General features: G+C 48.4%; 21 protein-coding genes. 11 read left to right on the forward strand and 10 right to left on the reverse strand.

All coding sequences use genetic code 11. The annotated features are described in order from the left end of the window. Nucleotides 1–14 precede the first annotated feature (14 nt). The 4 genes from BUB18_RS07415 to BUB18_RS07430 all read right to left on the reverse strand — a co-directional run bounded on the left by BUB18_RS07415 (nucleotide 15) and on the right by BUB18_RS07430 (nucleotide 5563). Nucleotides 15–1277, reverse strand: a complete 1263-nt coding sequence (locus tag BUB18_RS07415; RefSeq protein ID WP_073079462.1) for an acetyl-CoA C-acetyltransferase — start codon at nucleotides 1275–1277, stop codon at nucleotides 15–17. 295 nt (nucleotides 1278–1572) lie between these two features. Beyond that, nucleotides 1573–3168 (reverse strand): MFS transporter, encoded by a 1596-nt coding sequence (locus tag BUB18_RS07420; protein WP_073079463.1) that lies wholly within the window; start codon nucleotides 3166–3168, stop codon nucleotides 1573–1575. Continuing rightward, complete coding sequence (locus BUB18_RS07425) at nucleotides 3161–4225, reverse strand: HlyD family secretion protein (RefSeq protein ID WP_073079465.1); 1065 nt, start codon at nucleotides 4223–4225, stop codon at nucleotides 3161–3163. Before BUB18_RS07425 ends, BUB18_RS07420 begins: the two co-directional genes overlap by 8 nt. A gap of 6 nt (nucleotides 4226–4231) precedes the next feature. Then, nucleotides 4232–5563 (reverse strand): TolC family protein, encoded by a 1332-nt coding sequence (locus tag BUB18_RS07430; protein ID WP_073079467.1) that lies wholly within the window; start codon nucleotides 5561–5563, stop codon nucleotides 4232–4234. Nucleotides 5564–5700: 137 nt separating this feature from the next. Here BUB18_RS07430 and BUB18_RS07435 point away from each other — a divergent pair, with 137 nt between their 5' ends. Beyond that, nucleotides 5701–6486, forward strand: a complete 786-nt coding sequence (locus BUB18_RS07435) for an AraC family transcriptional regulator (protein WP_073079469.1) — start codon at nucleotides 5701–5703, stop codon at nucleotides 6484–6486. Between the two features lie 445 nt (nucleotides 6487–6931). Here BUB18_RS07435 and BUB18_RS07440 read toward each other — a convergent pair whose 3' ends face one another. Next, a complete protein-coding gene (locus tag BUB18_RS07440; protein WP_143159859.1) occupies nucleotides 6932–7147 on the reverse strand; it encodes a hypothetical protein in 216 nt (71 codons plus the stop codon). A 56-nt stretch (nucleotides 7148–7203) separates the two neighbouring features. Further along, nucleotides 7204–7824, reverse strand: a complete 621-nt coding sequence (locus tag BUB18_RS07445) for a class I SAM-dependent methyltransferase (RefSeq protein WP_073079473.1) — start codon at nucleotides 7822–7824, stop codon at nucleotides 7204–7206. A gap of 76 nt (nucleotides 7825–7900) precedes the next feature. Here BUB18_RS07445 and BUB18_RS07450 point away from each other — a divergent pair, with 76 nt between their 5' ends. Then, nucleotides 7901–8611 (forward strand): Crp/Fnr family transcriptional regulator, encoded by a 711-nt coding sequence (locus BUB18_RS07450; RefSeq protein WP_073079482.1) that lies wholly within the window; start codon nucleotides 7901–7903, stop codon nucleotides 8609–8611. 20 nt (nucleotides 8612–8631) lie between these two features. On the opposite strand, the gene BUB18_RS07455 is transcribed toward BUB18_RS07450, so the two are convergent. Next, the gene (locus tag BUB18_RS07455; RefSeq protein ID WP_073079484.1) at nucleotides 8632–9609 is read right to left on the reverse strand and encodes an NAD(P)H-quinone oxidoreductase; all 978 of its coding nucleotides are present in this window, start codon (nucleotides 9607–9609) and stop codon (nucleotides 8632–8634) included. Nucleotides 9610–9780: 171 nt separating this feature from the next. Here BUB18_RS07455 and BUB18_RS07460 point away from each other — a divergent pair, with 171 nt between their 5' ends. From BUB18_RS07460 to BUB18_RS07485, 6 genes are all read left to right on the forward strand, one after another. Further along, the gene (locus BUB18_RS07460) at nucleotides 9781–10605 is read left to right on the forward strand and encodes a universal stress protein (protein WP_073079487.1); all 825 of its coding nucleotides are present in this window, start codon (nucleotides 9781–9783) and stop codon (nucleotides 10603–10605) included. A gap of 10 nt (nucleotides 10606–10615) precedes the next feature. Beyond that, complete coding sequence (locus BUB18_RS07465) at nucleotides 10616–12016, forward strand: ATP-binding protein (protein ID WP_073079489.1); 1401 nt, start codon at nucleotides 10616–10618, stop codon at nucleotides 12014–12016. Between the two features lie 6 nt (nucleotides 12017–12022). Next, a complete protein-coding gene (locus BUB18_RS30135; protein WP_218587999.1) occupies nucleotides 12023–13702 on the forward strand; it encodes an NAD(P)/FAD-dependent oxidoreductase in 1680 nt (559 codons plus the stop codon). Nucleotides 13703–14108: 406 nt separating this feature from the next. Then, complete coding sequence (locus BUB18_RS07475) at nucleotides 14109–14519, forward strand: response regulator (protein WP_073079490.1); 411 nt, start codon at nucleotides 14109–14111, stop codon at nucleotides 14517–14519. An 86-nt stretch (nucleotides 14520–14605) separates the two neighbouring features. Beyond that, nucleotides 14606–15979: a polysaccharide lyase 6 family protein gene (locus BUB18_RS07480; RefSeq protein WP_073079492.1), complete on the forward strand. Its 1374-nt coding sequence runs from the start codon at nucleotides 14606–14608 to the stop codon at nucleotides 15977–15979. Between the two features lie 39 nt (nucleotides 15980–16018). Then, entirely contained in the window at nucleotides 16019–18127 is a 2109-nt protein-coding gene (locus BUB18_RS07485; RefSeq protein WP_073079494.1) for a type IA DNA topoisomerase, read from the forward strand. 8 nt (nucleotides 18128–18135) lie between these two features. Here BUB18_RS07485 and BUB18_RS07490 read toward each other — a convergent pair whose 3' ends face one another. Beyond that, entirely contained in the window at nucleotides 18136–19032 is an 897-nt protein-coding gene (locus BUB18_RS07490; protein ID WP_073079496.1) for a YihY/virulence factor BrkB family protein, read from the reverse strand. Between the two features lie 80 nt (nucleotides 19033–19112). Between BUB18_RS07490 and BUB18_RS07495 the strand changes: the two genes are divergently transcribed. Together BUB18_RS07495 and BUB18_RS07500 are read left to right on the forward strand one after the other, a co-directional pair. After that, nucleotides 19113–19640 (forward strand): dihydrofolate reductase family protein, encoded by a 528-nt coding sequence (locus BUB18_RS07495; protein WP_073079598.1) that lies wholly within the window; start codon nucleotides 19113–19115, stop codon nucleotides 19638–19640. Nucleotides 19641–19791: 151 nt separating this feature from the next. Further along, nucleotides 19792–22029 (forward strand): cation:proton antiporter, encoded by a 2238-nt coding sequence (locus tag BUB18_RS07500; protein ID WP_073079498.1) that lies wholly within the window; start codon nucleotides 19792–19794, stop codon nucleotides 22027–22029. 86 nt (nucleotides 22030–22115) lie between these two features. On the opposite strand, the gene acnA is transcribed toward BUB18_RS07500, so the two are convergent. Together acnA and BUB18_RS07510 are read right to left on the reverse strand one after the other, a co-directional pair. Beyond that, nucleotides 22116–24842, reverse strand: coding sequence for an aconitate hydratase AcnA (gene acnA, locus BUB18_RS07505; protein ID WP_073079500.1), 2727 nt, complete (start codon nucleotides 24840–24842; stop codon nucleotides 22116–22118). Between the two features lie 40 nt (nucleotides 24843–24882). Continuing rightward, nucleotides 24883–25518: a helix-turn-helix transcriptional regulator gene (locus BUB18_RS07510; protein WP_073079502.1), complete on the reverse strand. Its 636-nt coding sequence runs from the start codon at nucleotides 25516–25518 to the stop codon at nucleotides 24883–24885. 75 nt (nucleotides 25519–25593) lie between these two features. Between BUB18_RS07510 and BUB18_RS07515 the strand changes: the two genes are divergently transcribed. Beyond that, the gene (locus BUB18_RS07515; RefSeq protein ID WP_073079504.1) at nucleotides 25594–26151 is read left to right on the forward strand and encodes an NADPH-dependent FMN reductase; all 558 of its coding nucleotides are present in this window, start codon (nucleotides 25594–25596) and stop codon (nucleotides 26149–26151) included. Nucleotides 26152–26304: the final 153 nt, after the last annotated feature.

The following is a 26304-nucleotide window of genomic DNA, read 5'->3' on the forward strand; positions in this document are numbered from 1 at the left end:
GGTATTATCTTACCTTATAACTGTACTATCGCCACCAGTCCCATTCCTCCTGCCGTACATATAGATATCAGCGCTCTGCCACCACCACGCTCATGCAGCACTTTAGCGGTTTGCCCCAGTATCCGCGCACCGGTAGCTCCAAAGGGATGACCGATTGCCACACTGCCGCCGGTTGTATTAAGCTTACTACGGTCGATGCTGCCCAGTGGCTGATCGTACCCCAGGCGCTGGCAATAAGCCGGATCTTCCCAGGCTTTCAGGGTACATAATACCTGTCCACAAAAAGCTTCATGTATTTCATAAAGATCAAAATCCTGCAGGGTAAGGTGATTGCGCCGGAGCAAACGTGCTACTGCGTATGTTGGCGCCATCAGCAGCCCCTCTCCGTTTACATAATCCACTGCAGCGGATTCAGCGTCTTCCAGGTAGGCCAACACGGGCAGCCCACGCTGACGCGCATACGATTCTGACGCCAGCAGTACCGCCGCGGCACCATCAGAATATAATGTACTGTTGCCGGCCGTTAAAGTGCCGGCGCCTGTGGTATCAAATGCTGGCCGTAGTTTCGCCAATTTTTCGAGTGTGGTATCCGGGCGGATAATGGTATCCTTTGTAACACCCTTGTATGGAAAAACCAGATCATTGAAAAATCCCGCCTGATAAGCCTTTTCGGCATTCATATGGCTGTAATACGCCAGCTCATCCTGGGCTTCGCGGGTAATGCCCCACTCCTTCACCATTCGCTCGGTATGCTGCCCCATGGATAAGCCTGTACGCGGCTCCACAATACTGGGATATACCGGGGATAAATCTTTGATACGGAAAGAGGCCAGCACTTTCAGCTTTTCACCGAAAGTTTTTGCATGCCGGAGCGCAATCATCTTCCAGCTAAACTGCTTGCTGAAAAGTATGGGTAAATCACTGTTCGTGTCGCTACCGCCGGCGATGCCCACTGCTATCTGCCCTGCCTTAATTCTTAAACCGATCTGCACAGCGGCATCCAGGCTGGTGCTACAGGCACGTACCACGTTGTAGCCTGGCGTATGTGAGTCCAGGCCGCTGCCCAGCACACATTCGCGGGCAAAGTTCCAATCGGTACTGCGGTTCATAATAGCGCCCAGCGCCACATCGCCCAATCGCTCCCCGGCGAGATGGTATTTACTGACAAGCTGCTGCAGGCAGGCAGTAAGCATATCCTGGTTGGAGGTACGGAGGTAATGTGTGAAAGACTTCACAAACGGCACACGCTGTGATCCGATGATGGCTACTTTTTCCATGATAGCAGGGTTTTACTAAAGTTAAGATTAATTGGGAGGATGGGGAAATGGCAGGCACGGGATTATCATGGAAATGCATGAGATGTACCCCTACTTAATTGTCTCCGCGCTGCCGAGACAAAGATTTACCTTACATGTACGCAAAAGCAGTATATGTTTTTGCAAAGTCCCTGGACTTTTGACATAAAGGGTTGCCGAAGGCGCCCTTAGCTAAATTAAAAAAGCGGTCGCTCTGAGAACAGAGCGACCGGTGCGCGTAGGACGATTATTAACACATGTATGATTAATTGCTTTATCAGGCGGGCGACAGCCTGCGGGACCTCAGGTATACTGCCGTACGGTTCAGGTACGGGAACAATAGTATGAGCAACAATGTAATGATGATCAGACACGACATCAATTCATAGTAATCCATCGCAAAGCGTAAATGCCCCTGCGTGTTTACACTGTTGATCAGTAGTTTGTCAGATGCCCGCATGGCCTTGCCGGCAGCCATTCCCTTGGCTTCCAGGTGATGGGCCTGCATGCGGAGGGTTTGTTTCACCACAGGGTCCACTTTGGTAAGGTGATCCTGGAATGCGTTATAGTGCCTGCTTTTACCAAATAATTCAAAATAGTTGATGAGCGCAATGCTCACACAAAATCCCATGAAACGGATTGCCAGGCATACGGCCGAAGCGCTGCCCCCCCAGGCTACCGGCACGGCCGAAATGGTGTATACAATGGTAGGTACCATAATAAAACCTACGCCCGCTCCCTGTATAAACAGTGGAAGGAAATAATTAAACTCATCGGCCTGTATATCAAACAGGAAAAACATCCAGACATGAAAAATGAGTAACAGCACAAAGCCAGGCACCCATAGCGTGCGGATGTGCCGTTTCTTTAGAATCAGCCAGCAGGCGACAATTACACCGAACACCAGCCCCGCAATATTCAGCAGGTTGATGTAGGAAAGATGCATGGGATCAAACTTCAGCACGCTGGTGTAAAAAGTATTGGTAATACCGGATGCAAAACGGCAGATATACATAATGAATAACACCAGCAATCCAACCCTGAAATTCCGGAATCTGAAAATCCCCATATCCAGGTAAGGCCGGCGCATTTTATGCTGTCGTACAATGTAGATCAGCAGCAGCACCGCAATACCGATCACACTGTTACGTATGCGCGCATCTTCCAGCCAGTAATATTCCTGCCCGAAAATCATGATGTAGGCAAAGAGGCATAAAGCAGTACTGTATAGTGTAAAGCTTTGCCAGTCGAGGTTATACAACGGGAATTTCACTTTCAGCCGTACGCTGTTCATCATTAGCAACAGTAATAACAAACCGGGTACATATGTAAATGCTACTGCCTTGTATACAATGTTAAAGTTGTATGCATCGATCATATCAGCAGTTACAAAGTTGTTGAATGGCACGGCACACAGCAGGAAGCCGAAAAATACGGAGAAGCTAACTTCCCGTGCCCTTTCACTTACCAGCCTGGTAAACATCAGCGACAGCGACAGGTTTACCGTACAGGCAAACAACATTCCCTGAATAAATCTGACCGGCAAAAAGATGTACAGGTCGTTTGTGAGGTAGCAGATGATACAAGTGACTACCTGCAAAAAGGTAAATATTATATAATATTCCTTTGCCGCCAGGTACGCAAAGAACCTGCGCTCCAGGCTGTAGAAGCCTACATAACCTGCATAAAACAGTGCTACGGCAAACTGTATGTCCGCGGGCTCGCTGCCATAGTAGCCTGCTGCTGCGCTGATATTGGCCATCGGCAAAAAGAAGATGACGATGCCTGGCAGTATCAGCAGAAACAATACTACTTTGATAAGCCACTCGGGCGCCATGGACTTGAATATGGGAATAGGAGTACCCTTATCCATGGTGTTGTTTTTTAGGCAAATATACGTTCACGTTCATTCCTACTTTAAGCCGGTCTATGTCGGCACGTTTACCGTCCACACGGATGCGTACCGGCACACGCTGTACAATTTTCACATAGTTACCCGTACTGTTGTCAGGTGGCAACAGGGAAAAGCTGGAACCTGTAGCGGGCGACAGCGAAATGATAGTTCCTTTGAACTGCTCATCCGGAAAGGCATCCGCGATAATATTAACGGTATCGCCTATACGCATTTTTTCGACCTGTGTTTCTTTGTAGTTGGCAACCACCCATTTGTCCGTTTCGTTGTTGACGATGTAGGCGAGCGTTTCGCCGGCATCAATCATCTGGCCTACCTCTACGGTGCGGCGTCCCATGCGGCCGTCGTAGGAAGCGCGGATAACGGTGTAGCCTACGTCAAGACTACGGCGGTCGCGCAAGGCTTTGAGTCGCGCTATTTCTGCCTGTACCACGGCTTTTTCCGCGTAGATATCCTGGATATGAGCGGTAGCAGCGCCGTAGTTTTCTTCTGCTGTTTTATAATCGCTGTTATTGATATCGAGGGTGGCCTGTACATCTTCCAGCTGCTGTTTGGTGGCGGCTTCGTCGTCGTACATTTCCTTATAGCGTTTATATTCCAGTTCCTGTTTCCAGACTTTGGCTTTGGCGCCGCTGATGCGGGATTGAGCAGCGCTGGCGGTTTTTTCCAGGGTATGGATATTAGCGTCCAGTACCTGCAGCTGTGCCTGTGCTTTACGTATAGCCGCTTCCGTTTGATCCACTTCCAATGTGTATTCCTGGTTATCGATCACCAGCAGGGTATCCCCTTTTTTTACGAGCTGGTTTTCTTCGAACTTAACGGCTACAATGAAGCCGCCGGCGCGTGATATGACGGGGTTCACGTACTCCTGTACCTGAGCGTCGTTGGTTTGTTCAAAGAGATAATATGAGCGGAGCGACTGGAAGCCCCAAACGGCCATAGCGAGTACAATAATGCCAGCCATCCAGCCTGTGATCCTGGTGATCAGCCTGTCGGATACTATGTATTTCTTTTTCATTTTGTATTATAGCGTGCCTGTGATGTGGCGGAGTAAGTAGTATTTATTTTGGGCGATAATTCTTGCGGCAGCCAGCTCGAAGCGGGTTTCCAGCAGCTGCACATCTGCATCCAGCAGATCGGTCACCAGCGAGGCCTGGTGAAAGTAAGCGCTTTTGATAATGCGGGCATTTGCCTGTGCTCGTGTAACGTTGGTTTGTGCAACGTCGATTTGTACCAGCGACTCCTTATAACGAAGGAAGGCTTCCTTCACTTGTTGCCGCACCTGATCTTCGGTGTCCTTATGTGCTTCTTCTTCCTTATCCAGCTCGATTTTCGCAGCGCTTACTTTATGTGTGTTATGGTATAGCGATGAAAGGGGGAATGATACTTTTACCCCTGCAATGCCAAGTGAATACCAGCTTGGGTTGTAAGGGTATAAAAAGATTTGTGGGTTGGCGTAGTAGAAATCTCCGTACAGGCCTGCTTTTGGCCGTACGTTCGCTTTCACCTGCCGGAGGTTTATTTTGCTAAGTGCTGTTTGGTTTTCGGAGAGATGATACTGATACGAATGGGCCATGGCTTCCTGCAGGCAGTGGGTGTAATCAATCCCTGTTTCGGGCATTTCCAGTGCCGCCGGGGTGACCGGTCTTTCATCTTCTTCTCCCAAAATAATATTGAGCTTTTGTGTAGCCACCAAAATATCATTTTCAATTTTCACCAGCGTGAGCTGGCGTTTGGAGAGGTCCAGCTCTACCCGCAGTACATCACTTTTGAGCACGGTACCGTTTTTATAAAACGTTTTAATTTCCTGTAACTGCTTCTCCTGGTCAGCAATATCACTTTTGATCAGGTCCCTGAAAATCAGTGCCTGCTGCAGTTCCAGGTAATGTGCAGCGGTTTTGTAACGTATCTCGGAAGTGGTTTCTTCTTCCCGGATGGTAGCCATCTGGTGTAATACTTTATCCGCCTGTAACCGGAGATTTAACTTGTTGCCGTTGTAAATATTGAAGTACATATCGGCACCTACTTTATATAAGGTGTGAATAACTTCATGCTGACTGGTAGGTTTGGTGAATACACCGTCGCCGTAAATGGGAATGTTGGTAGCTTTTTCAGCGCTTCCTGCTACATCCAGTTCGGGTAGTCGCTCTTTTTTACGATCCTCAATTTCTTCGGCTGCAATGGCCGTACTTTTTTTCCTGATGGCAATTGCCCTGCTGTAGGCTTCCGCTTTTTGCCAGGCCTCTGGCAGCGTAATCTTCAGGGTATCATTTACTGTGGTGGCCTGTGCGTAAATGTGCGATGAATGAATTGCCAGGAGCAGTCCCGTGGCAATAATTCCTTGTCTGTGATTCATAATAATAGATACCTAAATCAATATCCGGGTGCAAAATTATCACGAGTTACAATATGCCACTTCAGACAAAACGTCAATCTTTTCATCATTCCAGCCAAATTAAAATTTTACCTTTACAGGAGATTAATTATGCCATTATGGGATTGATTGCATCATTGCCGGAGATCAACAAGCAACGCAACGCCGTATTTGTAATGCACGAAAAGTCGGAGAAACTAATACCCCTGCATACACATAATAAAGGGCAATTGAGTTATGTAGAAGGTGGTATCGCCTATATCACTATCTCTAACCGTACCTATGTAGTGCCCGCCAGGCATTACTTCTGGGTACCACAAGGCATGCCACATATACTACGCATCGGGCACTCGGCTACCGTGCTGCGTTCCCTGTATTTTTATGCCCATGACGATGATAGCAACGCTTTTTACAGTCAGCTCGGCATATACCCTGCCAGCGAACTGCTGATACAAATGATCAACTATTCCGAACGCTGGGATGGCCGGCATGTCACCAGCCAGGACGATAATTTCGAATTCCTGGTAGCTATAAAGAAATTATTGCCGGAGCTCAATAATAAGGCGCTGCCTATTATTCTTCCTACTACCGATGACGGCCAGATGCTGGGCATAATACGTTATATGGAAAAAAATATCGGGGAGCGACTCACCCTTGCCGGTGTGAGTAAGCATTTCAATCTCAGTGAGCGGTCTATGTCGCGCCTGTTCCAAAGCTCGTTGCAGATTTCGTTTTTACAGTACCTGAAAACTTTGCGTATGGTGAAGGCAATAGAGATGATATTAAAAACATCGAAGCCTGTCAGTGATATTGCCTATGAGGTGGGATATACTTCTATCAGCAGCTTTTCAGATGCGTTTCATGAGTTTACGCATTCGAGGCCTACGGATTTCAGGAAGAGTTGATTTTTTTTCCCGGATTCACCCGGACCTTCGGTCCGGGTGAATCCGGGTGGGGGGAGGCCTGCGGCCTCACCGCCGGCCGGGAAAAACGCCGGGTGGCGTAACGAACGGCCCGGTGCCAGCCGGAAATATCCGGTGGCAGGAACCTTCCCCACGCTGCCAGCGCGTAAGACGTGTACAACGCGTGCGACGCGTGCAATGTGTACAACGCGCGCCCCATTCAACGCGTGCGACCTGTGCGACGTGTGCAACGCGTGCGACCCATGCAACGCGTGCGACCTGTGCGGAGTGTGCGACCTGTGCGGAGTGTGCAACGTGTGCGACCCATGCAACCCGTGCGACCTGTGCGGCGTGTGTTTAGCCAGTACCCAGGTCCTGACTAAACACAAAAAAAGAGAGGGCCCACAAGCCCTCTCCAATAGTTTTCAATAAAAATATTCTGATTAAATCAGACAGCTTCCGCCATCTGTGAGCTGAGGTACATGCGTGCGTAACGGCAGGCATTCCATTCAGCAGTCGTGCAGTCCAGTGGAGACACCTCATCCAATGCGGATTGTAATTGCTCCAATGATGCAGCCTTGTTTGATTCAGACAGATCACCTACAGCATTCTGGATGATTTGTTCTACTTCGGCGATGCTTTCACCTTTCTTAAGTTGACTCATTATCATCGGGATATTTCCTTCTGCTTTCATCATGCTTTTGTTTATCGCTTATCAAATTATTTTTTAATATACATCTTCAAGAGAGTGTCTACTGAGCAATCCACCAGGTGATAGGCAGGTGGCACTTCATCCCCGAGACTATGAAAAGTCACCAGTCGCGTACCTGAAGGTTTTGCATCCAGGACTTTAAACAGGTACTTACAATAGTAGACGTATAAGCTCTGTGAATATTCTATTTTATGATCTATTCTGTCCTGGTGGTCAAGATTCTCGAAAAAAGCGTTGTAAAAGTAGAAATTATCATAATCATCCATGTCCAGATGAGTAAAGTTTCCGTGAATAAAATCTACATTAAATTTTCCTGTCATATTTCGGGCGTCCATGGCAAGGTCATACAACTCTTCCCGTTGTTCCACTCCGAAAAATAAGGCGTCCGGATTATAATGGCCGCCTACCAGGCAAAATTTCCCTACACCACTGCCAATGTCCAAAATTCGCTTTCCTGGTGCATTTGCAAGAAACCGGGCCGAAGCCTTTGCTACCCCCAGTGGTGTCCAGTGTCGCCTGGATAAACGTTGTATGCGCTCAGGATACAGCCAGTCAAATGCCCCGTCATTTAAAAAACAGTTAGGCTTAACCAATCGCTCACTCAAGCCAAAGCCTGTTGATAATTCCATCCTGCAAAGTTAACTTTGCATTTAACCTGTTGCGTTGATAAAAATCAATTTTTCAGGTTTTGGTATAATCGTGCGTATGAGCTTAACTGGCATTTTTCCGATAGACAAATGGAATTTCAGGTCGCAATCGATCTTCCTGAACTTACCCGATGAAGAGTACGAACTCCTCTGTGCAAACCAGCAGGAGCAAGTGTTTGAGCAGGGTGAAATCATTTTCCGCGAAGGCGGAATTCCCTCCGGTATATACTTTATTAAATATGGTAAAATAAAGAAATATAAGGCCGATAAAGATGGACGGGAACAAATAATTTATGTGGCAAATACTGGCGAAATAATCGGTTATCATGCCATTCTGGGGGATGATCGCTACCCCGATTCTGCGGCTGCCCTGGAAGATTGCCTGCTGAAATTTGTGCCAAAAGAAGATTTTCTGGCCGCATTACAACAATCTCCCATACTTACCCAGCGGCTGCTCAAGGCGCTAAGTCATGAGTTCGCCGTGCTGAGCAACACGATCTCCGTATTTGCCCAGCGCTCCGTAAAGGAACGACTCGCCATCGCCCTTATCGTATTACGGGAGAAATATAAAGATGACAGCGCACCCGGCGAAGAAGTGACCATAAATATCTCCCGTACTGACCTGGCAAACATTGTGGGCACTGCGAAAGAAAATGTAGTCCGCTTCCTCAAAGAATTTAAAGAGCAACAGCTCATTCACACCGCCGGCAGAAAAATCCATATCATCGATATCAAAAAACTAATTGAGATATCGAATTATGTTTCCTGAAAATGAGTCGTAAACACATATCAATCTTTCAACACTTGTAGTACTATTTTTCCGATATGCTCACTGCTTTCCATCAAAGTATGGGCAGCAGGAGCTTCTGCCAGCGGAAATACCTGACTCACTACCGGCTTGAATTTACCTGCGGCGATAACCGGCCATACCTGCTCCCTGATCTCCTTCGTAAGCGCCGCTTTAAACGCCAGGTCCCTGTTCCGCAAAGTACTTCCCGTGATTGTGAGGCGCTTCTGCATCACCGCCAGCGCGTCGAGGGTATCTTTTGCACCCCGCATCACATTGATGAATACCAGTCGACCGTCCACATTCAGCAAATGAATATTTTTATGGATGTAATCACCACCGATCATATCCAGGATCACATCCACGCCCTCCGGCTTTAACCGTGTTTCAAAATCTTCTGTGCGGTAATTCACACATATGCTTGCGCCCAATTCCAAACAGGCTGCGCATTTGGTATCCGTGCCCGCTGTGGCAAACACCTTAGCGCCAAAGGCTTTAGCCAGCTGAATAGCGGTAATGCCTATGCCACTGCTGCCTCCATGAACAAGGAAATGTTCGCCGGGCTGGAGTTTCCCACGCTGAAACACATTGTGCCAAACCGTATACACCGTTTCAGGTAATGTACATGCCTGTATGAAATCCCACCCATCTGGAACCGGCAAACACTGCCCTACGGGCGCTACCGCATATTCTGCATAGCCTCCGCCTGCCAGCAAAGCACATACTTTATCCCCGATTTTCCAGTCGCGCACATCTGCCCCTATCGCCTCAATTTCGCCGGCCACCTCCAGTCCCGGAATATCCACCGGCGCCCCCGGCGGCGCTGCATAGTTACCTTTGCGCTGTGCCACGTCCGGACGGTTTACACCCGCAGCATGTACCTTTATTAACACTTCCCCTGTCCCCGGCTTCGGTGTGTCTCTCTCCATCAAATGCATGACCGATGGCGCACCTGGCTGTACAATAATAATTGCCTGCATAACATATTTTTTGTAAGTTGAATGTAATTAAGCATCCCAACAAACTGCTCTCAACATAAATAACCACAAAAATTGTGGTATTTCTTTTGATCAAGCTATCACACCCGTTATATTCGTAACAACCATAACGCTATTCGATTGTTCTTTCATTAAAGTAAATATCTTCATCTTATGCAAACTATTCTGGCATTAACCGATTTTTCTGACACAGCGTTCCATGCGGCTGAATATGCCAGCTTTCTGGCTAAACACTATAAAACCCAGCAATTAATCCTCTTAAACAGCTACTTCCTGAATCCTACCGCGCTGGCAAATCAACCCGTTGTAGCCTTTAGCTTGCCGGATATTAAGGAAGAAAGCGAAAAACTAATCGCACAATGGCAAACAGAAATGAGCGTGATCACCGGCGAAAATACCAAGGTGCACGGTATCACCTCCAACCTGCCCATCAACGAAGTGATTGAGCAACTTACCGCAGAAGAAGATGTACGCTGCGTGGTAATGGGCATGAAAGGTAAATCCAACCTGGAAAAAGTACTGGTAGGAAGCACCGCCATCCGCACCATGAACAGCACCAACATTCCCCTACTGCTCATACCCGCAGATGCCCCAATTACTATTCCTAAAAAAATAGTACTGGCAGTAGACCTGGAAATTTTTCAGGTTGCTGAAAAATCACAGCTCACAAGAGTATTGGATCTCTTCCAGGCACAAATACTGGTGATTAACATAGCAAAAAATGAAAGATACCAGACAGAACTGAGAGATGAAATCCAGCAGCTGCATGAACTACTCGATCCCTATAACGTAGAATATACCTACAGCACCCATCGCGACGTTGCAAAAAGCATCAGCGAATTTGCCCAGAACAACAGTGCAGACATGATTATTACCATTCACAGGAAAAATAACAGCGTACTCTCCTTCTTCCAGAAAAGCATTACCCAGAAACTGGCCTGGAACAGTAACATCCCATTAATGGTGCTCCCTAAGTAAAAATATGCTAATGACAACAGTAACCGCCGACTGGCTGCAAACCGTTGACGCGCTTAAAGAAGTACCGGTCAGTCAGCTCCAATGGTTCATTGATAACAGCGAACATCACCACTATCCCGTTGGCAGTACCTGGTTTAAAGCTGGTGACGCCGTTCCCGGAACACATATCGTGATTTCAGGCCGCGCTAAACTATACCTGCAACAACACAACGATATGGTGGAACTGATGACACTGGAACCACAGTCCATCACCGGCTACCTGCCCTTTTCCCGGATGACCAAAGCCGCCGCCAGCTGCGAGATAATGGAAGATATGCAGGTGCTCACCTTCCCCCGGGAAAAAATCGATGACCTGATCCATCAACATTTTGAACTCACGCAGGCACTGGTACATGTGATGACCAGCCGCGTGCGCGATTTTACCAGTCTGCAACAGCAAAGCGAAAAAATGATGGCATTGGGCAAGCTCTCCGCCGGACTTACCCATGAACTGAATAACCCCGCATCCGCCGTGCTGCGCGGCGCCAGAAGTCTTAAACAACACCTGCAACTGGTACCGGATGTGTTTAAAGCACTGATGAACCTTCAGCTGACGGAAGCACAGGTAGATGCGATCAACTGCATTATGTTTGAAGTGATCCACCAGGGTCCGCCACCGCCCATGGGCATGCTGGAACGCAGTGATAAAACGGATGAGCTGCTGGATATACTCGACAAATACAAGGTGGAGAATGCAATGGACATCGCGGAAAACATGGTAGATTTCGGGTTTTCTGAGGTACATATCGAACAATTCAGAAAACATATTGCTGATAAAGCCGTTTCACCAGTACTGAACTGGATCAACACCAACCTGGTAACGGAGAAAATGGTAACAGACATTGAAGAGGCAGCCTCCCGGATCAGTAAACTGGTGGACTCGGTGAAATCGTTTACGCACATGGATCAGGGGCAGGATAAATCCTGGATAGATATCCATACCGGACTGCAAAGCACGCTCAATATGCTGGAATACAAACTCCGTAAAGGTAATATCGAAGTTACCCGTAACTTTGATACCAGCTTACCGCAGGTCAGTGCTTTCGCAGGAGAGCTAAACCAGGTATGGACCAATATTATCGATAATGCTATTGATGCCATGGAACCTAACGGCAAAGGGCATCTTACCGTGACTACCGCCATGGATGGCAAATGCCTGGCCGTGAAAATTACCGACAACGGCCCTGGCATCTCACCGGAAATAAAAGACAAAATATTTGACCCTTTCTTTACTACCAAAGACATTGGAAAAGGAACCGGAATGGGACTTGATATTGTAGCACAAATTATCCGCCACCATCGTGGCCATCAAAAAGTAAACAGTGAGCCGGGCAATACTACCTTCACGGTATTACTACCGCTGCACGACTAACAAATAATGCTGAAACCTGACATGAGCCTCCCGATTATTCTTTGTATTGACGACGACCCACAGGTGCTGCGGGCGATAGTACGCGATCTGAAAAGTAAATATCGCGAACAGTATCGCATTATCAGTACCGCTTCTGTAAAGGAAGCCAGGGAAAGTTTGACTGAACTGAAAAACAAAGGCGAAACCATCGCCATGTTTATATCCGACCAGCGCATGCCCGAAATGGATGGTGTGAGCTACCTGGAATACGCCCGTAAATTTTACCCGGAAGCCAAGCGGGTACTGCTCACCGCCTACTCTGATACCGACGCGGCTATCCGTGCGATCAACAAGGCACAGCTGGATTATTACCTGGTGAAACCCTGGGACCCACCTGAAGAAAAGCTTTATCCAGTACTGGATGAACTATTGGACGAATGGCAGCACAGCTATCGTCCTGCCTTCAAAGGCATCAAGGTGGCCGGCTATCAATACTCCCAGAAATCCCATACCATCAAGGATTTCCTGGCAGGCAACCTGATTCCTTACCAGTGGCTGGATATACAAACATCCGAAGAGGCACAGCAACTGCTGCAACTCAACCAGCTTACGGCAAAAGAGTTGCCACTGGTTTTTTTTGAAGATGGCAACTGGCTATCAAACCCTGGTATCCAGGAACTGGCAAAGAAAGTAGGGCTTAACCCACAGGTGAAACACGACGTGTATGATGTGGTAATCATCGGCGCAGGCCCTGCAGGCTTAGCAGCCGGCGTATACGGCGCCTCGGAAGGATTAAAAACACTATTGATTGAGAGGCGGGCCCCTGGCGGCCAGGCGGGCACCAGTAGTCGCATAGAAAACTACCTGGGCTTTCCCACTGGCCTCAGCGGTGCAGAGCTTACCCGCAGAGCCATTACACAGGCTACCCGCCTTGGCACTGAATTTATCACACCGCAGTCTGTATCCAGTATAGAACAGATAGACGGCTATAATAAAATTAACCTGGAAGATGGCAGCTCGGTAAATACCCGCAGCATTATCATCACAACCGGTGTGGATTATCGCACCCTGGATACGAAAGGCCTCTCCAACTTCACCGGCGCAGGCGTATACTACGGTGCCGCTATGACAGAAGCCACCGCCTGTATGGGCGGCGATGTATACATCGTTGGTGGCGGCAACTCCGCCGGCCAGGCAGCTATGTACCTTTCCAAGTTTGCCCGTAAGGTGATCATCCTTATCCGCAAGCCTGACCTCACCAGTACCATGTCCGCCTACCTGATTGATCAGATCAATGACACCCCTAACATTGAAGTACAGGGTAAATCAGAAGTGACAGAAGCCACAGGTGGCGACAGGCTCGAACAACTCGTGATCAGCAACATCAACACCGGTGAATCAGCCACCGTGGATGCTGTGGCGTTGTTTATATTCATTGGCGCCAAGCCCATTACAGACTGGATCTCCCTCAATATCATCCGCGATGAAAAAGGCTTTATTGAAACCGGCAATGAGTTGAAAAATTACAATGATTTCCGTAGCATCTGGAAGCAGAGTCGGGATCCGTATTTGCTGGAAACCAGCTGTCCTGGTATATTTGCTGCCGGTGATGTGCGGGCGAAAGCGATGAATCGTGTAGCCGCTGCGGTTGGCGAGGGGTCAATGGCGATTAGCTTTGTGCATAAGTATTTAGCGGAGGTGAAATAATATTGCTGAAGACTTTACATGTTGGAAACAGCCGGCACGCTTCATGCCGGCTGTTTTCATTTTCCAAAAACAATACGACTAGTCACTGCTATTTTTCAGCATCGTATATCCATTACCGTTATCACTTTTATTTTTTCGGGGAGATGAAATATTCCAACGCATAGCCCACATAATAATGGGTAAGCACCCAAATCTTCAGTTACTCATCCGGTATTCGTGCCAGACGAGTGACTTACAGGAGATTATTGCCGCCTAATCCGCCATGGTACCAACTATGAATTAAAATAGTTAATCCCGGATCAATTCACTACCTTTATCCAACCACCATATCCGTAATAGAGAATTTACGATTAATCGAAAATACCTGGTATCAAGTAAACCCGGCGCTAAAACAAAATAATAAACCATGCATAAGCGTACCATAATGATGATCGATGATGATGCCGATGACAGGCAACTGTTCTGCGATGCACTGCAGGAAGTAGCCCCCGGCACACACGCGCTTGTGTTTGAAAGCGGTGTGGAAGCATTATCCAGATTACAGGATAATACCGTATCTGTTCCGGACTACATCTTCCTCGACATCAATATGCCGCTGATGAACGGCAAAGAATGCCTTTCCGCCCTCAAAAAAATCGCACATCTCAAACTCACACAAATTATCATGCTGTCCACCTCGGCTATGCGGGAAGACTTCAATGAATCCATGGAACTCGGTGCACAATTCTTTATGACTAAGCCAAGCTCCTTTACTGATTTATGCGAAAATATCCGCAATGTGCTGGAAAACAAGTTCAAACACATGCTTAGAAATTAATCTATCACCGCACATCATTTTTCCGGCGATCTCTTTGCAATCGTTTGCAATAAAGCTTACTTTAGCGGAATAACTTAGTCCGCGATATGAAAATGAAGGCTTTAGGCATCATCTCAGCCATGATGCTATCCATCCCTGCCATGGCAGTAAAAGTGAATGTCAACACCATCGAGGCCCTGCAACAGGCCATCGGGAAAGCAGCACCCGGCGATGAAATCATTCTGGCAAACGGTATCTATACCACCACCGCTGATATTACCATCGCCTGCACCGGCACCGCCACCAAACACATCACCATCAGAGCAGCATCTGCATTAGGCGCCGAAATCACCGGCAACGGCGGATTTATGCTCGCAAGCCCCGCCGCCTATGTGGATATCTCCGGGTTTAAATTCACCCACCGCTCCAACCACACCAAAACAGCACCCGGCACCAGCTTCTGCAGGTTCACCCGCAACCTGTTTGAAACAACCGGCGACGGCGAATACCTGATGCTGGCCGGCAGTGACCACCAGGTCGACTACAACACTTTCCAGCACAAAAACAGCATGGGCCGCTTTATCGCCATCCGTGGCCAGGGCAGCCAGATCGCTGAACGTATCTGGATCCACCACAACTACTTCAACGACTTTAAACCACAAACCGGCAACGGCGCCGAAGCACTGCAGTTCGGCCTCAGTGGCTTCAGCATGTCCACCAGCAACAGCATTGTGGAACATAACCTCTTTGAAGATTGTGCCGGCGAAAATGAGCTGATCTCCGTGAAGTCATCCGGCGTTACACTGCGATACAACACCGTGCGTAATTCCAAAGCACAGTTTACGCTCCGCCACGGTAACTACTGCAACGTATACGGCAACTACTTCTTCAATACACCCGGCCTACGCATTTTCGGAGATCATCACCTGATATTCAGCAACTACTTCGAAAGCTGCCAAACTGCCATCACCATTGGTAATGGAGATGGAGAGGTAGCTACGGGCAGCCTGCTCACCTGTCACGACCGCCCCGACTCGGTATACATCGGCTTCAACACCCTCATCAATAACAAAAGCAATATTGAACTGCCGGAACGCAAAAACGGATTAGGCGCTACATCGGTAACGGTGGCCTACAACATCGTGCAGGGTGGTAATGCAGCAGCTACCATCAAAGGTACCTATCCAGGCGCCGTATGGACCTGCAACTATATCTACCAAACCGCCGGTGCTGGCGACATGCCCGCAGGCACCTACCAGGATGTAAATCCGAAACTGCAAAAAGATAAGCTAGGCATCTGGCACCTGACAAAAGGAAGTCCTGCCGCCGCTGCCAGCAAAGCTGCCATCCCGGGCATCGGATGGGATATGGACGGCCAGCCCCGCACTGCACCATTGGATGCAGGCTCTGATCAGCTGTCGGCCGCACCCATCACCGCACACGCACTTACCGCCACCGAAACCGGCTGCTTCGCTAAATAATTTAGCAGCATTTCTTATCTTCGGACCTTTAATTCAGGTATGAAGGTTTGTATTGCTGAAAAGCCCAGCGTAGCACGTGATATCGCTACCGTAATAGGGGCCACTCAACGAAAGGATGGATATTACGAAGGAAACGGTTTCCAGGTAACCTGGACATTCGGGCATTTCTGTACCCTGAAAGAACCACATGATTACTACGAACAGTGGAAGTACTGGCGACTGGAAGATCTGCCCATGATCCCACCCAGCTTCGGCATCAAGCTGACCGAAAACAGCGGAGTGGAAAAGCAGTTCAAAGTCATAGAACAACTGGTGCAGCAATGCGAAGAAGTGATCAACTGCGGGGACGCCGGCCAGGAAGGGGAACTGATACAGCGCTGGGTACTGCTGAAAGCCAAATGTACCGCCCCGGTGAAGCGACTCTGGATCTCCTCACTAACAGAAGAGGCTATACGTAACGGCTTTCAGCAGCTTAAGGACAGTGAACAATACAACAACCTGTACGCTGCCGGGAGCGCCCGCGCCATCGGCGACTGGCTGCTCGGCATGAATGCCACCCGTCTCTTTACAAAAAAATTTGCTGTAGGAAAAGTTGTACTCTCCATTGGCAGGGTACAAACCCCTACCCTCGCCATGATCGTGGCCAGGCAGAAAGAAATCAATGCATTCGTTTCAGAGGAATACTGGGAGCTCAAAACGATCTACCGCGAAACGGAATTTACCGCTACCATAGAGCGTCTAAAAAACATCGAGAAAGCTAACAAAGGCCTGGCCTACCTCAAGGAACATCCTTTTGAAATTACCAGCTTCGAAAGAAAGGAAGGCAAGGAAGGCAACCCACGACTATACGACCTCACCGCCCTGCAGGTAGATGCGAACAAAAAATTCGCTTTCTCAGCGGACGATACACTGAAATATATACAAAGTCTGTACGAGAAAAAGTTAGTGACCTACCCCCGCGTAGATACCACCTACCTCTCTGAAGATCTCCATCCGAAAATCCCCGGCATCTTACAGGATATGACGCCCTACGCCGCGCTCACTGCACCGCTGCTGGCCAAGCCTATCCCAAAACTGAAAACAGTTTTCGATGATAAGAAAGTAACGGATCACCACGCCATCATTCCTACCGGCGTATATCCGCAAGGGTTACCTCTGGAAGAAAAACGCATCTACGACCTCGTGGCAAGGCGCTTTATTGCCGCCTTCTACCCCGAGTGTAAGATATCCAACACCACCGTACTCGGTGTGGTAGGTCAGGTAGAATTTAAAGCCACCGGTAAACAGATCCTCGAACCAGGATGGAAGGAAGTATATGCCAACGACCAGAAAGACGAAGAAGAAGAAGAAGGGGAAAAGATTATTCCTGAGTTTACAGTAGGTGAATCAGGCCCACACGAACCACGCATCCACAAAGGTAAAACCACGCCGCCCAAAGCCTTCACCGAAGCCACATTGCTGCGTGCCATGGAAACCGCCGGTAAACAGGTGGAAAATGAAGAAATGCGTGAGATGCTCAAGGATAATGGCATCGGCAGGCCTTCCACCAGGGCGAATATCATTGAAACGCTGTTCAAGCGCAAGTACATCGACAAAAAGAAAAAGAACATCTATGCCACACAAACCGGCATAGACCTCATCGATACCATTGAAACTGAAATCCTCAAAAGCCCTGAACTCACGGGCCAATGGGAACTGAAACTCCGGCAGATCGAAAAAGGCGAATACGCCATGGAAACGTTCAAACAGGAGCTGATACAAATGGTAATCGACCTCACCAAAGAAGTAAAAACCGGTAGCTACAAGGTGATCACCATTGCACATGAGCCACCGCCAGCTGCAGAAGAAAAACCAAAGAAACCAAGAGCACCGAAAAAACCGGCACCGGAAATCCAGGAATTGCAATGTCCGAAATGCAAATCACATCCGCTCAAAAAAGGCAATACCGCCTACGGCTGCAGCAACTTCCAGGTATGCGGATTCAAAGTACCATTTGAAGCATTCGGTAAAAAATTATCCGACAAACAAATCAATGATTTGCTGACGAAATCCAAAACCGGGAAGATTAAAGGGCTGAAGATGCCGGATGGCAGCGAAAAAGAAGGTAAGATCCTGTTGAGTAAAGCTTATACACTTGAGGTAGAGTAATAGGCAATTCAATCCTCCACCACCGTCAACTTATAACTCTTCGCATGCCTGCGTGGGACAATCGTTTGCTCATTTACCTCTGCCCAGGCCCTGGTAAACGCTGCACCGAAATAAAATATCATCGCTGTATAAAATACAAACAACAATAACAACACCGTGCTGGCAGATGCGCCGTAAATATTGTTGATACTGCTGTAATTCAATGCCACACGCAATATCAGCTTACCAATATTAAACAGGATGCTGGTTACAAAAGCACCGGTAAACAGTACTTTCCTTTGCGGACGGCCAGCCGGCAGAAAATAAAACACCAGCGCAAACCATATGGTAACCGTTACAACGCCCAGCCCATAATTCAATGCACTGTTGAAATAACCGGTAAGCGCAGGCACATAAAAATCGATAAAGCGCCCTATGAGTTGCTGGCCAGCACTGGCCACCAGATCAATGATGAAGATGACACCGATGAAGCAAATGACGAGTAAGCCTTTGAGTCGCGCCAACAGTATATCCCAGAAATTCTCCTTATCCACCACACGCACCCCCCACAATTGATTGAGACTGCTACTGATCACCTTAAACAGCGTAGTGGCCACAAATAAGAGGAAAACAAATCCCAGTACCGTGATCAGCTGATTTTGTGCAATACCGCGTATAGCCTGCAACGTATCAGCCACCATGTGAGCAGTTTCTACGCCTATAATGCCTTCCAGTTGTTCAAACAGGCGCTTCCCGGAACGGGGCACCCGAAAGATCAGCCTGAGTAGTTGGATCAATATCACGAGAATGGCAGGTAATGCAAACGTCGCAAAAAACGCAGTTGCGCCCGCCAAACGCAGCGGGTCATTAATCATGAGGTTCTTAAAAGCTTCCTTAAAGGCTGTGAACAGTCTCTTCCAACGCATACACGAAATTACGACAGTAGTTATTTGTAAAAAAAGAAAAAAAAGTGTATCCTTATCTGGAACCAAAAAATTACGGAAATATGCGAAAGATTAAACTTTACATTGCTGTAAGTCTGGATGGATATATTGCTACCACCAACGATAACCTGGACTGGCTGATCAACTTCCCTGTACTCGAAGGCGTAGATTACGGTTATGCAGCATTCCTCGCAGGAATCGACACCTGCCTGATGGGCAATGAAACCTACCGCTGGCTGCAACGTAACCAGGAAGAATGGGCTTATCCTGACCTCACCACCTACGTTTTTACACGCCATGCCAACACCCTGGAAGCACCCTATGTTAAATTCTTCAGCGGAGATATCCCGGCATTGGTAAAAGAGCTAAAATCCGGTACCGGCAAGGATATCTGGCTAATGGGCGGCGGGCAGATCAACTCCATTTTACTGGAAGCAGGCCTCATTGATGAAATGATTATTACGCATATGCCGGTAACCTTAGGTACCGGAAAACCATTGTTCGGTGCTACCATATCGCAGCAGCAATTTAAGCTGACAAACCTCGAAAAATACAATAACGGTGTTACCCAAATGCAGTACAGCAAATAAGGAAATCCGCACCTGACCGCGGTTTCCTCGAAAAAAATTAATATATTAGCGAGCAGACAAAGAATCTCGATTCCGGGCTTTGATCAATAGAATAGCACGTTCCTGTGCTGGCACAAAGAATATTTACGCGTAATTAAACCACCTTTTCTGTATGCATGTACCACAACTAATTATTGACCTGGCCTTGATTTTGGGCGCCGCTGGAATAATCACTTTATTGTTCCGGCGGCTGAAGCAACCTATGGTGCTGGGTTATATAATTGCAGGTTTTATCGTTAGTCCTAACTTCAGTTTATTCCCTTCCATCGGCGATACCACCGGTATCAAAACATGGTCTGAAATAGGCGTGATATTCCTGCTGTTTTCCCTTGGCCTTGAATTTTCCTTCAAGAAATTAATGCGGGTAGGAGGCACCGCCGCCATTACGGCCTTCACCGAAATTGCCTTTATCACCGTTGCCGGTTATTTCGTAGGGCAATGGATGGGATGGTCTTTTATGGATAGTATTTTCCTCGGCGGTTTGCTCGCCAGTTCCTCTACCACCATCATTATCCGCGCCTTTGAGGAACTGGGCATCAAAAAGAAATCTTTTACCAAAATAGTTTTCGGCGTACTCGTTATTGAAGATATAGTAGTGATCCTGATGATGGTGTTGTTGTCTACAATGGCCGTCAGCAAACAATTTGAAGGCGTAGAGATGATCCTCACCATCGGCAAACTGATGTTCTTTCTCGCACTTTGGTTTATTGCCGGCATTTTTCTGCTGCCAACTTTTCTCAAGAAAATGGAAAAATATATCAACGGTGAAACACTGTTGGTAATAAGTATAGCACTCTGCTTCGGTATGGTGATCCTGGCCACCAAAGTAGGTTTCTCCGCGGAACTTGGTGCCTTCATCATGGGCTCCATCATCGCAGAAACCACCTCTTCTGAAAAAGTAGAACACCTGATTCAACCTGTAAAAGATTTATTCGGCGCCATCTTCTTCGTATCCGTGGGTATGCTCATCAACCCGGAAATGATCATCGAATACAAATGGCCGGTACTCTGGATTACCCTGCTCACCATCGTGGGTAAATGTATCAGTACCACCCTTGGTGCACTGCTATCCGGTCAGCCGCTTAAACAGGCCTTACAGGTAGGTATGAGTATGGCGCAGGTAGGTGAGTTTGCCTTCATCATCGCAACACTGGGTATGACGCTGGGCGTTACCAGCGACTTCCTCTTCCCGGTAGCCGTGGGTACCTCTGCCATCACCACTTTCACCACACCTTACATGATCAAAATGGCGCTGCCATTCTATAACTGGCTGGAAAAAGTACTGCCGGCCAAATGGATGGAATCACTCAACCGGTACAGTGCCAGCTCCCAAACCCTGCAAGGGGAAAGCGACTGGAAACTGGTATTACGTTCATACGTTCGCGTGATAGTGCTCAACGGCATCCTGATGCTGGCCATCACTTTGCTATGTAAATATTATATCGGGCCGTTTTTCATGAAGCAGTTCGCCAGTCCTTTCTGGGCACGCATGTCCACCGTATTGCTCGGTATGATTGCGATGGCTCCGTTCATCTGGGCCATGGTGGTGCAAAAGATCCAGAGTATTGCGTATAAGTCGCTCTGGCTCGACTCCAAGTATAACCGCGGCCCGCTCGTGGTGGCGGAGCTAATGCGCAGTGTGGTAGCTGTGCTCATTGTAGGTTTCTTCATCAACCAGTTCTTCCCGCTGCTGCCGGCCCTGATAGGTACTATCCTGGGTATGCTGGTAGTTTTAATTTTAGTGAGAAGTCAACTGCAGAAGTTTTATAACCGTATCGAAAAGCGATTCCTCACCAACCTCAACGCGCGTGAAACGGCGGCTGAAGAGGCGAAGGCCAAGCAACTGGTTACTTTGCCATGGGATGCGCAGGTAAGTGAAATCGATATCGATCCATGGAGCACCCTCGTCGATATACCATTGGAGCAACTGCAACTGCGTGAAAAATATGGCATCAACATCGGGGCTATCCGTCGCGGTGATGTTACCATTTACACGCCATCCCGCTACGAGAAACTGTTTCCATATGATAAAATCACCGTGATCGGTAATGAAGCCGAGCTGGAAGCATTTAACAAAATCGCCAGCAGCAGTATCAACCACGTGAAAGCCGATGAAAATGGCGGCAGTGAAAACATTGGCCTGGTAAGCATTGTAGTGGATGAGAATAATGGCCTCACCGGCAAAACCCTCCGCAATTCCGGCATCCGTGAAACCACACAGGCGCTGGTAGTAGGCATTGCCAGAGGAGGCGAGAAAATGCTCAATCCTTCTTCTGATACCGTTTTTGAATGGGAAGATGTAGTTTGGCTCGTGGGTAACCGCAAGCGGATACAGGATTTCCGGGGATAATATTTTTTTTATGCTTTAAAGGTGGCCGCCAGCTGGCGGCCACCTTTAAAGTTTTTACGATCGCCGAAGGCCATCGTAAAAACATATTACGCTTTCTTCAAAAAATCTCTCAGCACATACTGCAAAATGCCCCCATTGGTATAATACGCAATCTCAATCGCCGAATCCAGGCGGCATTTCACATTAAACACAATGTTGTTGCCTTCAGCCGGTGTAGCCGTTACCGTTAATAGTTTACCCGGCTCCAACGCCTCGGCAATACCAGTAATATTAAAAAGCTCCGTGCCGGTAAGCCCCAGCAGCGCCGCATTCTGGCCGTTAATATATTCCAGCGGCAACACGCCCATTCCCACCAGGTTACTGCGGTGAATACGCTCAAAGCTCTCCGCCAGCACGGCCTTCACACCTAACAGGTTGGTACCCTTAGCGGCCCAGTCCCGCGAAGATCCGCTACCATACTCTTTCCCGGCGAGTATCAGCAGCGGCACCTTTTGCTGCGCATACTGTACGCTCGCGTCGTAGATAGACATCACCATGCCGCTGGGTATCACCGTAGTAAAACCTCCTTCCTTTGGCGACAACTCATTTTTAATACGCACATTCGCGAACGTGCCGCGGATCATCACTTCATGGTTGCCACGGCGGGAGCCGTAGGAGTTGAATAAGCGGGGATCAATCCCATGGTCTATCAGGTATTTACCCGCCGGGGTATCTGCCTTAAAAGATCCTGCGGGAGAGATATGATCCGTCGTCACAGAATCGCCGAGTTTTAACAACACCCTTGCGCCGGCAATATCCTGTGCAGGTGCAGGTGTATCGGGCAGATCTTCAAAAAACGGTGCCTCGCGGATGTAAGTACTGTTGCGGCTCCAATGGTAATTCTCTCCTACCGGGGCCAGTAATCCCTGCCATTGATCGTCACCGTCGAAAATTACCCGGTACGTTTCCGCGTAATCGGACTGTAACACGGCCCTTTCAATTGCTTCATTGATTTCTTCTTGTGTAGGCCAAATATCACGGAGGTATACCGCTTCCCCGTTAGGGTCGTAGCTGAGTGGTTCGGTAAGCAGATCGGTATCAATACGGCCAGCCAGTGCGTAAGCTACTACCAGCATAGGAGAAGCCAGGAAGTTCATTTTTACCTGTGGGTGCACTCTTGCTTCAAAGTTACGGTTGCCGGAAAGCGCGGAGGCCACTACGAGGTTGCCTTTGTCTACCGCTTCGGCAATGTGTGGCGGCAGCGGACCACTGTTACCAATACACGAAGTACAGCCATAGCCTACAATGTGAAAGCGCAGTGCTTCCAGGTCGGTGAGCAGGCCACTTCGTTTAAGGTATTCCGTTACTACCCTGGAACCCGGTGCCAGGCTGGTTTTCACCCATGGCTTTACGCTCAGGCCGCGGGCTACTGCTTTTGCGGCCACCAGGCCCGCACCAATCATTACGCTGGGGTTGGAAGTATTGGTACAACTGGTGATAGCGGCAATCACCACCGCTCCGTCACTCAGTACATATTCCTGGTTCCTGAGTTTGATTCTTACGGATTGTAAACTGTCCTGTTCCACTTCCACATCTTCTGTAGGCTTTTGTATCTCATAGGTAAAAGCGGTACCGGAACCACCTTCGGACAACCAGGCGGTATCGCGGCGCTTGCCTTCCGGGGTGTACATCCGTTTGAACTCCTTACCAAGCAGTTCTTCGAAGCGGTCGTGCACTTCTTTTACCGGAATACGGTCCTGTGGGCGTTTAGGGCCGGCCACAGCGGATTCTACACGGGAAAGGTCCAGCTCCAGGATATCGGAATATTCAATCTTCTCTTCACCGGCGCGCCATAACATATTTTCCTTGCAGTACTCTTCCACCTTGCGCACCAGCTCTTCCGGGCGGTTTGTACGCCGCATGTAGCGCAGGGTTTGATCATCGATCGGGAAGTAAGTAACGGTACAGCCAAATTCGGGCGACATGTTAGAGATCGTAGCCCTGTCCGGCACCGTGAGGTGATCGAGGCCATCACCGAATACTTCCACAAACTTGTTTACCACGCCGTATTTGCGCAGGAGTTCTGTAATAGCAAGTACCATGTCAGTAGCCGTTACGCCTTCTGAGAGTCGCCCGGTTAGTTTGAGCCCTACCACCTGCGGGCAGGTAAAATACAGCGGCTGCCCCAGTATCGCCGCTTCTGCTTCAATACCGCCAACGCCCCAGGCAATAACGCCGATACCGTTTACCATTGGCGTGTGTGAGTCCGTACCTACCAATGAATCAGGAAAGATCCAGCCGTCGCGCTCAATGATGCCATGGGCCAGGTATTCCAGGTTTACCTGGTGACAAATACCCATGCCTGGTGGCACTACCGTAAAGTTTTCGAATGCCTGCTGGGCCCATTTCAGCAGCTGGTAACGTTCAGTGTTACGTTCGTATTCATAGGCCACATTTTTCGTATAGGAGTAATTGGTGCCGTAAAAGTCCACCTGTACGGAGTGGTCCACTACCAGGTCCACTGGGATCAGCGGGTTAATGCGGGTGCCATCTTTTCCTCTGCGGATTACTTCCGAGCGGATGGAGGCGATGTCCACCACGGCGGGTACGCCGGTAAAGTCCTGCATCAGCACACGTGCCGGTTTAAAAGGAATTTCTTTATCTATGGGCGCAGGTGTCCAGTTGACAAGCGTTTCCACATGTTCATCCGTGATGGCAAATTTATCGTGATTACGCAATACGTTCTCTAATAGAATCCTGATGGAAAAGGGGAGTCGGGAGATTTGTTTCCCCTGTTTTTCCAGCTCTGTCAGCGAGGCTATTTTTGCTTGCATTAGTATAGATTTTGACCATACTCTACAACCAGTTAGCCGTCTATATTGTTCGCGGGGAAATGCGGTAGGCACAGCGGCGGGCGCCCTGTACGATATGATCTATGCGGTTGACTATCACTTCTTTACCGAGCACCGACTGAAAAGCCTCCAGCTCTGCTTTGCAAAAGTTCTGACAGGATTTGGCGGCTGCGCAGATGGGGCAATGATTTTCTACCAGCAGCAAGCCCTGTTCATCTTCGATGCATTCGGCCATATAGCCTTCGCTGTTGCGGATGCCGGCAAGGGCGGCTACTTTGTCCTTCAGTGCCGGGTATTGTTTTAATTCCGTGTTATATTTACGTATACTGTTTTGCTGCTGCGACTTTATCACCGCTTCGAGGGCGGATTCGCCCAGGGTATCGCGGATGGAGTTGATAAGGCGAACGGTGAGGTCCGCATGGGTATCGGGGAACTTTGCCTGGCCTTTATCGGTAAGCGACCATATTTGCTGGGGGCGGCCCCTACCTTTAACAGCCGTGGCTGCCTGCACCAGTCCTTCTGCCGCGAGCCTGTGCAGCTGAAAGCGGGCGCCTTCGGTGGTTACGCCTAATGCATCAGCGAGGGCCTGTAAAGGCAACGGACCTTTTGTTTTAAGTATCCACACCGCCTGCTCATTATCCGGCAAATTATTTTTCATAATAAACAAAGTATTTATTTGGTTTATTCACAAAACTACTAACTTTGTTCCACACTAAAAATTCAAACTGCCAGTATGAAAGTTTTATTATTTAACGGTTCGCTGGAGAAAAAGCCTACCAGCACCTCCTTTGCGATCATTGCCTACCTACGTGAGCAATTGGAGCGAAAGGGCATGGACGTAACTGTATTCAACCTGGCGGAAGCATCTATCCCATTTTTTGATACCGCAGGCTTGCAGGAAGTTCCTGATGCCGCCAGAGAAATGACTAAAATCTTCCGCGATGCGGATTTGCATATATGGCTGACGCCATTGTACCACGGTAGTATGACTGGGGCTATGAAAAATTGCCTGGACTGGATTGAGATCAGTTCCCGCGAGCCTGTACCTTACCTTACCAATAAGGTAATAGGTATGGTTTGTTGGGCAGAAGGCGGTCATGCGATGCAGGGCATCAACACCATGGAAGCAGTTGCCAAGGCATTGCGCGCATGGGTACTGCCCTACTCTGTGCCGGCAGTAAGAGGCCACTTATACAATAAGGCCGACTACAGCATTTCCGAAGAGTATAGTAAGAAATTTGACCTCCTTGTAAATCTGTTAACAGACGTTAAATTCCAGTTTGCAGAGTAACAGCCCTGCCCTGGAGATGTAGCAATGGCAGCATCGGGCTGCTGCTATTGCTACATTACGTTCTTTCACCCCGCAGAGTTATTCCCTTTTATCTATACCCGCATAGTTATTACCAATACCTTATTCCCTTCTGGTACTTTTTTCAGCGGTAAA

Source organism: Chitinophaga jiangningensis, from assembly GCF_900142605.1.
Classification (GTDB): Bacteria; Bacteroidota; Bacteroidia; order Chitinophagales; family Chitinophagaceae; genus Chitinophaga; species Chitinophaga jiangningensis.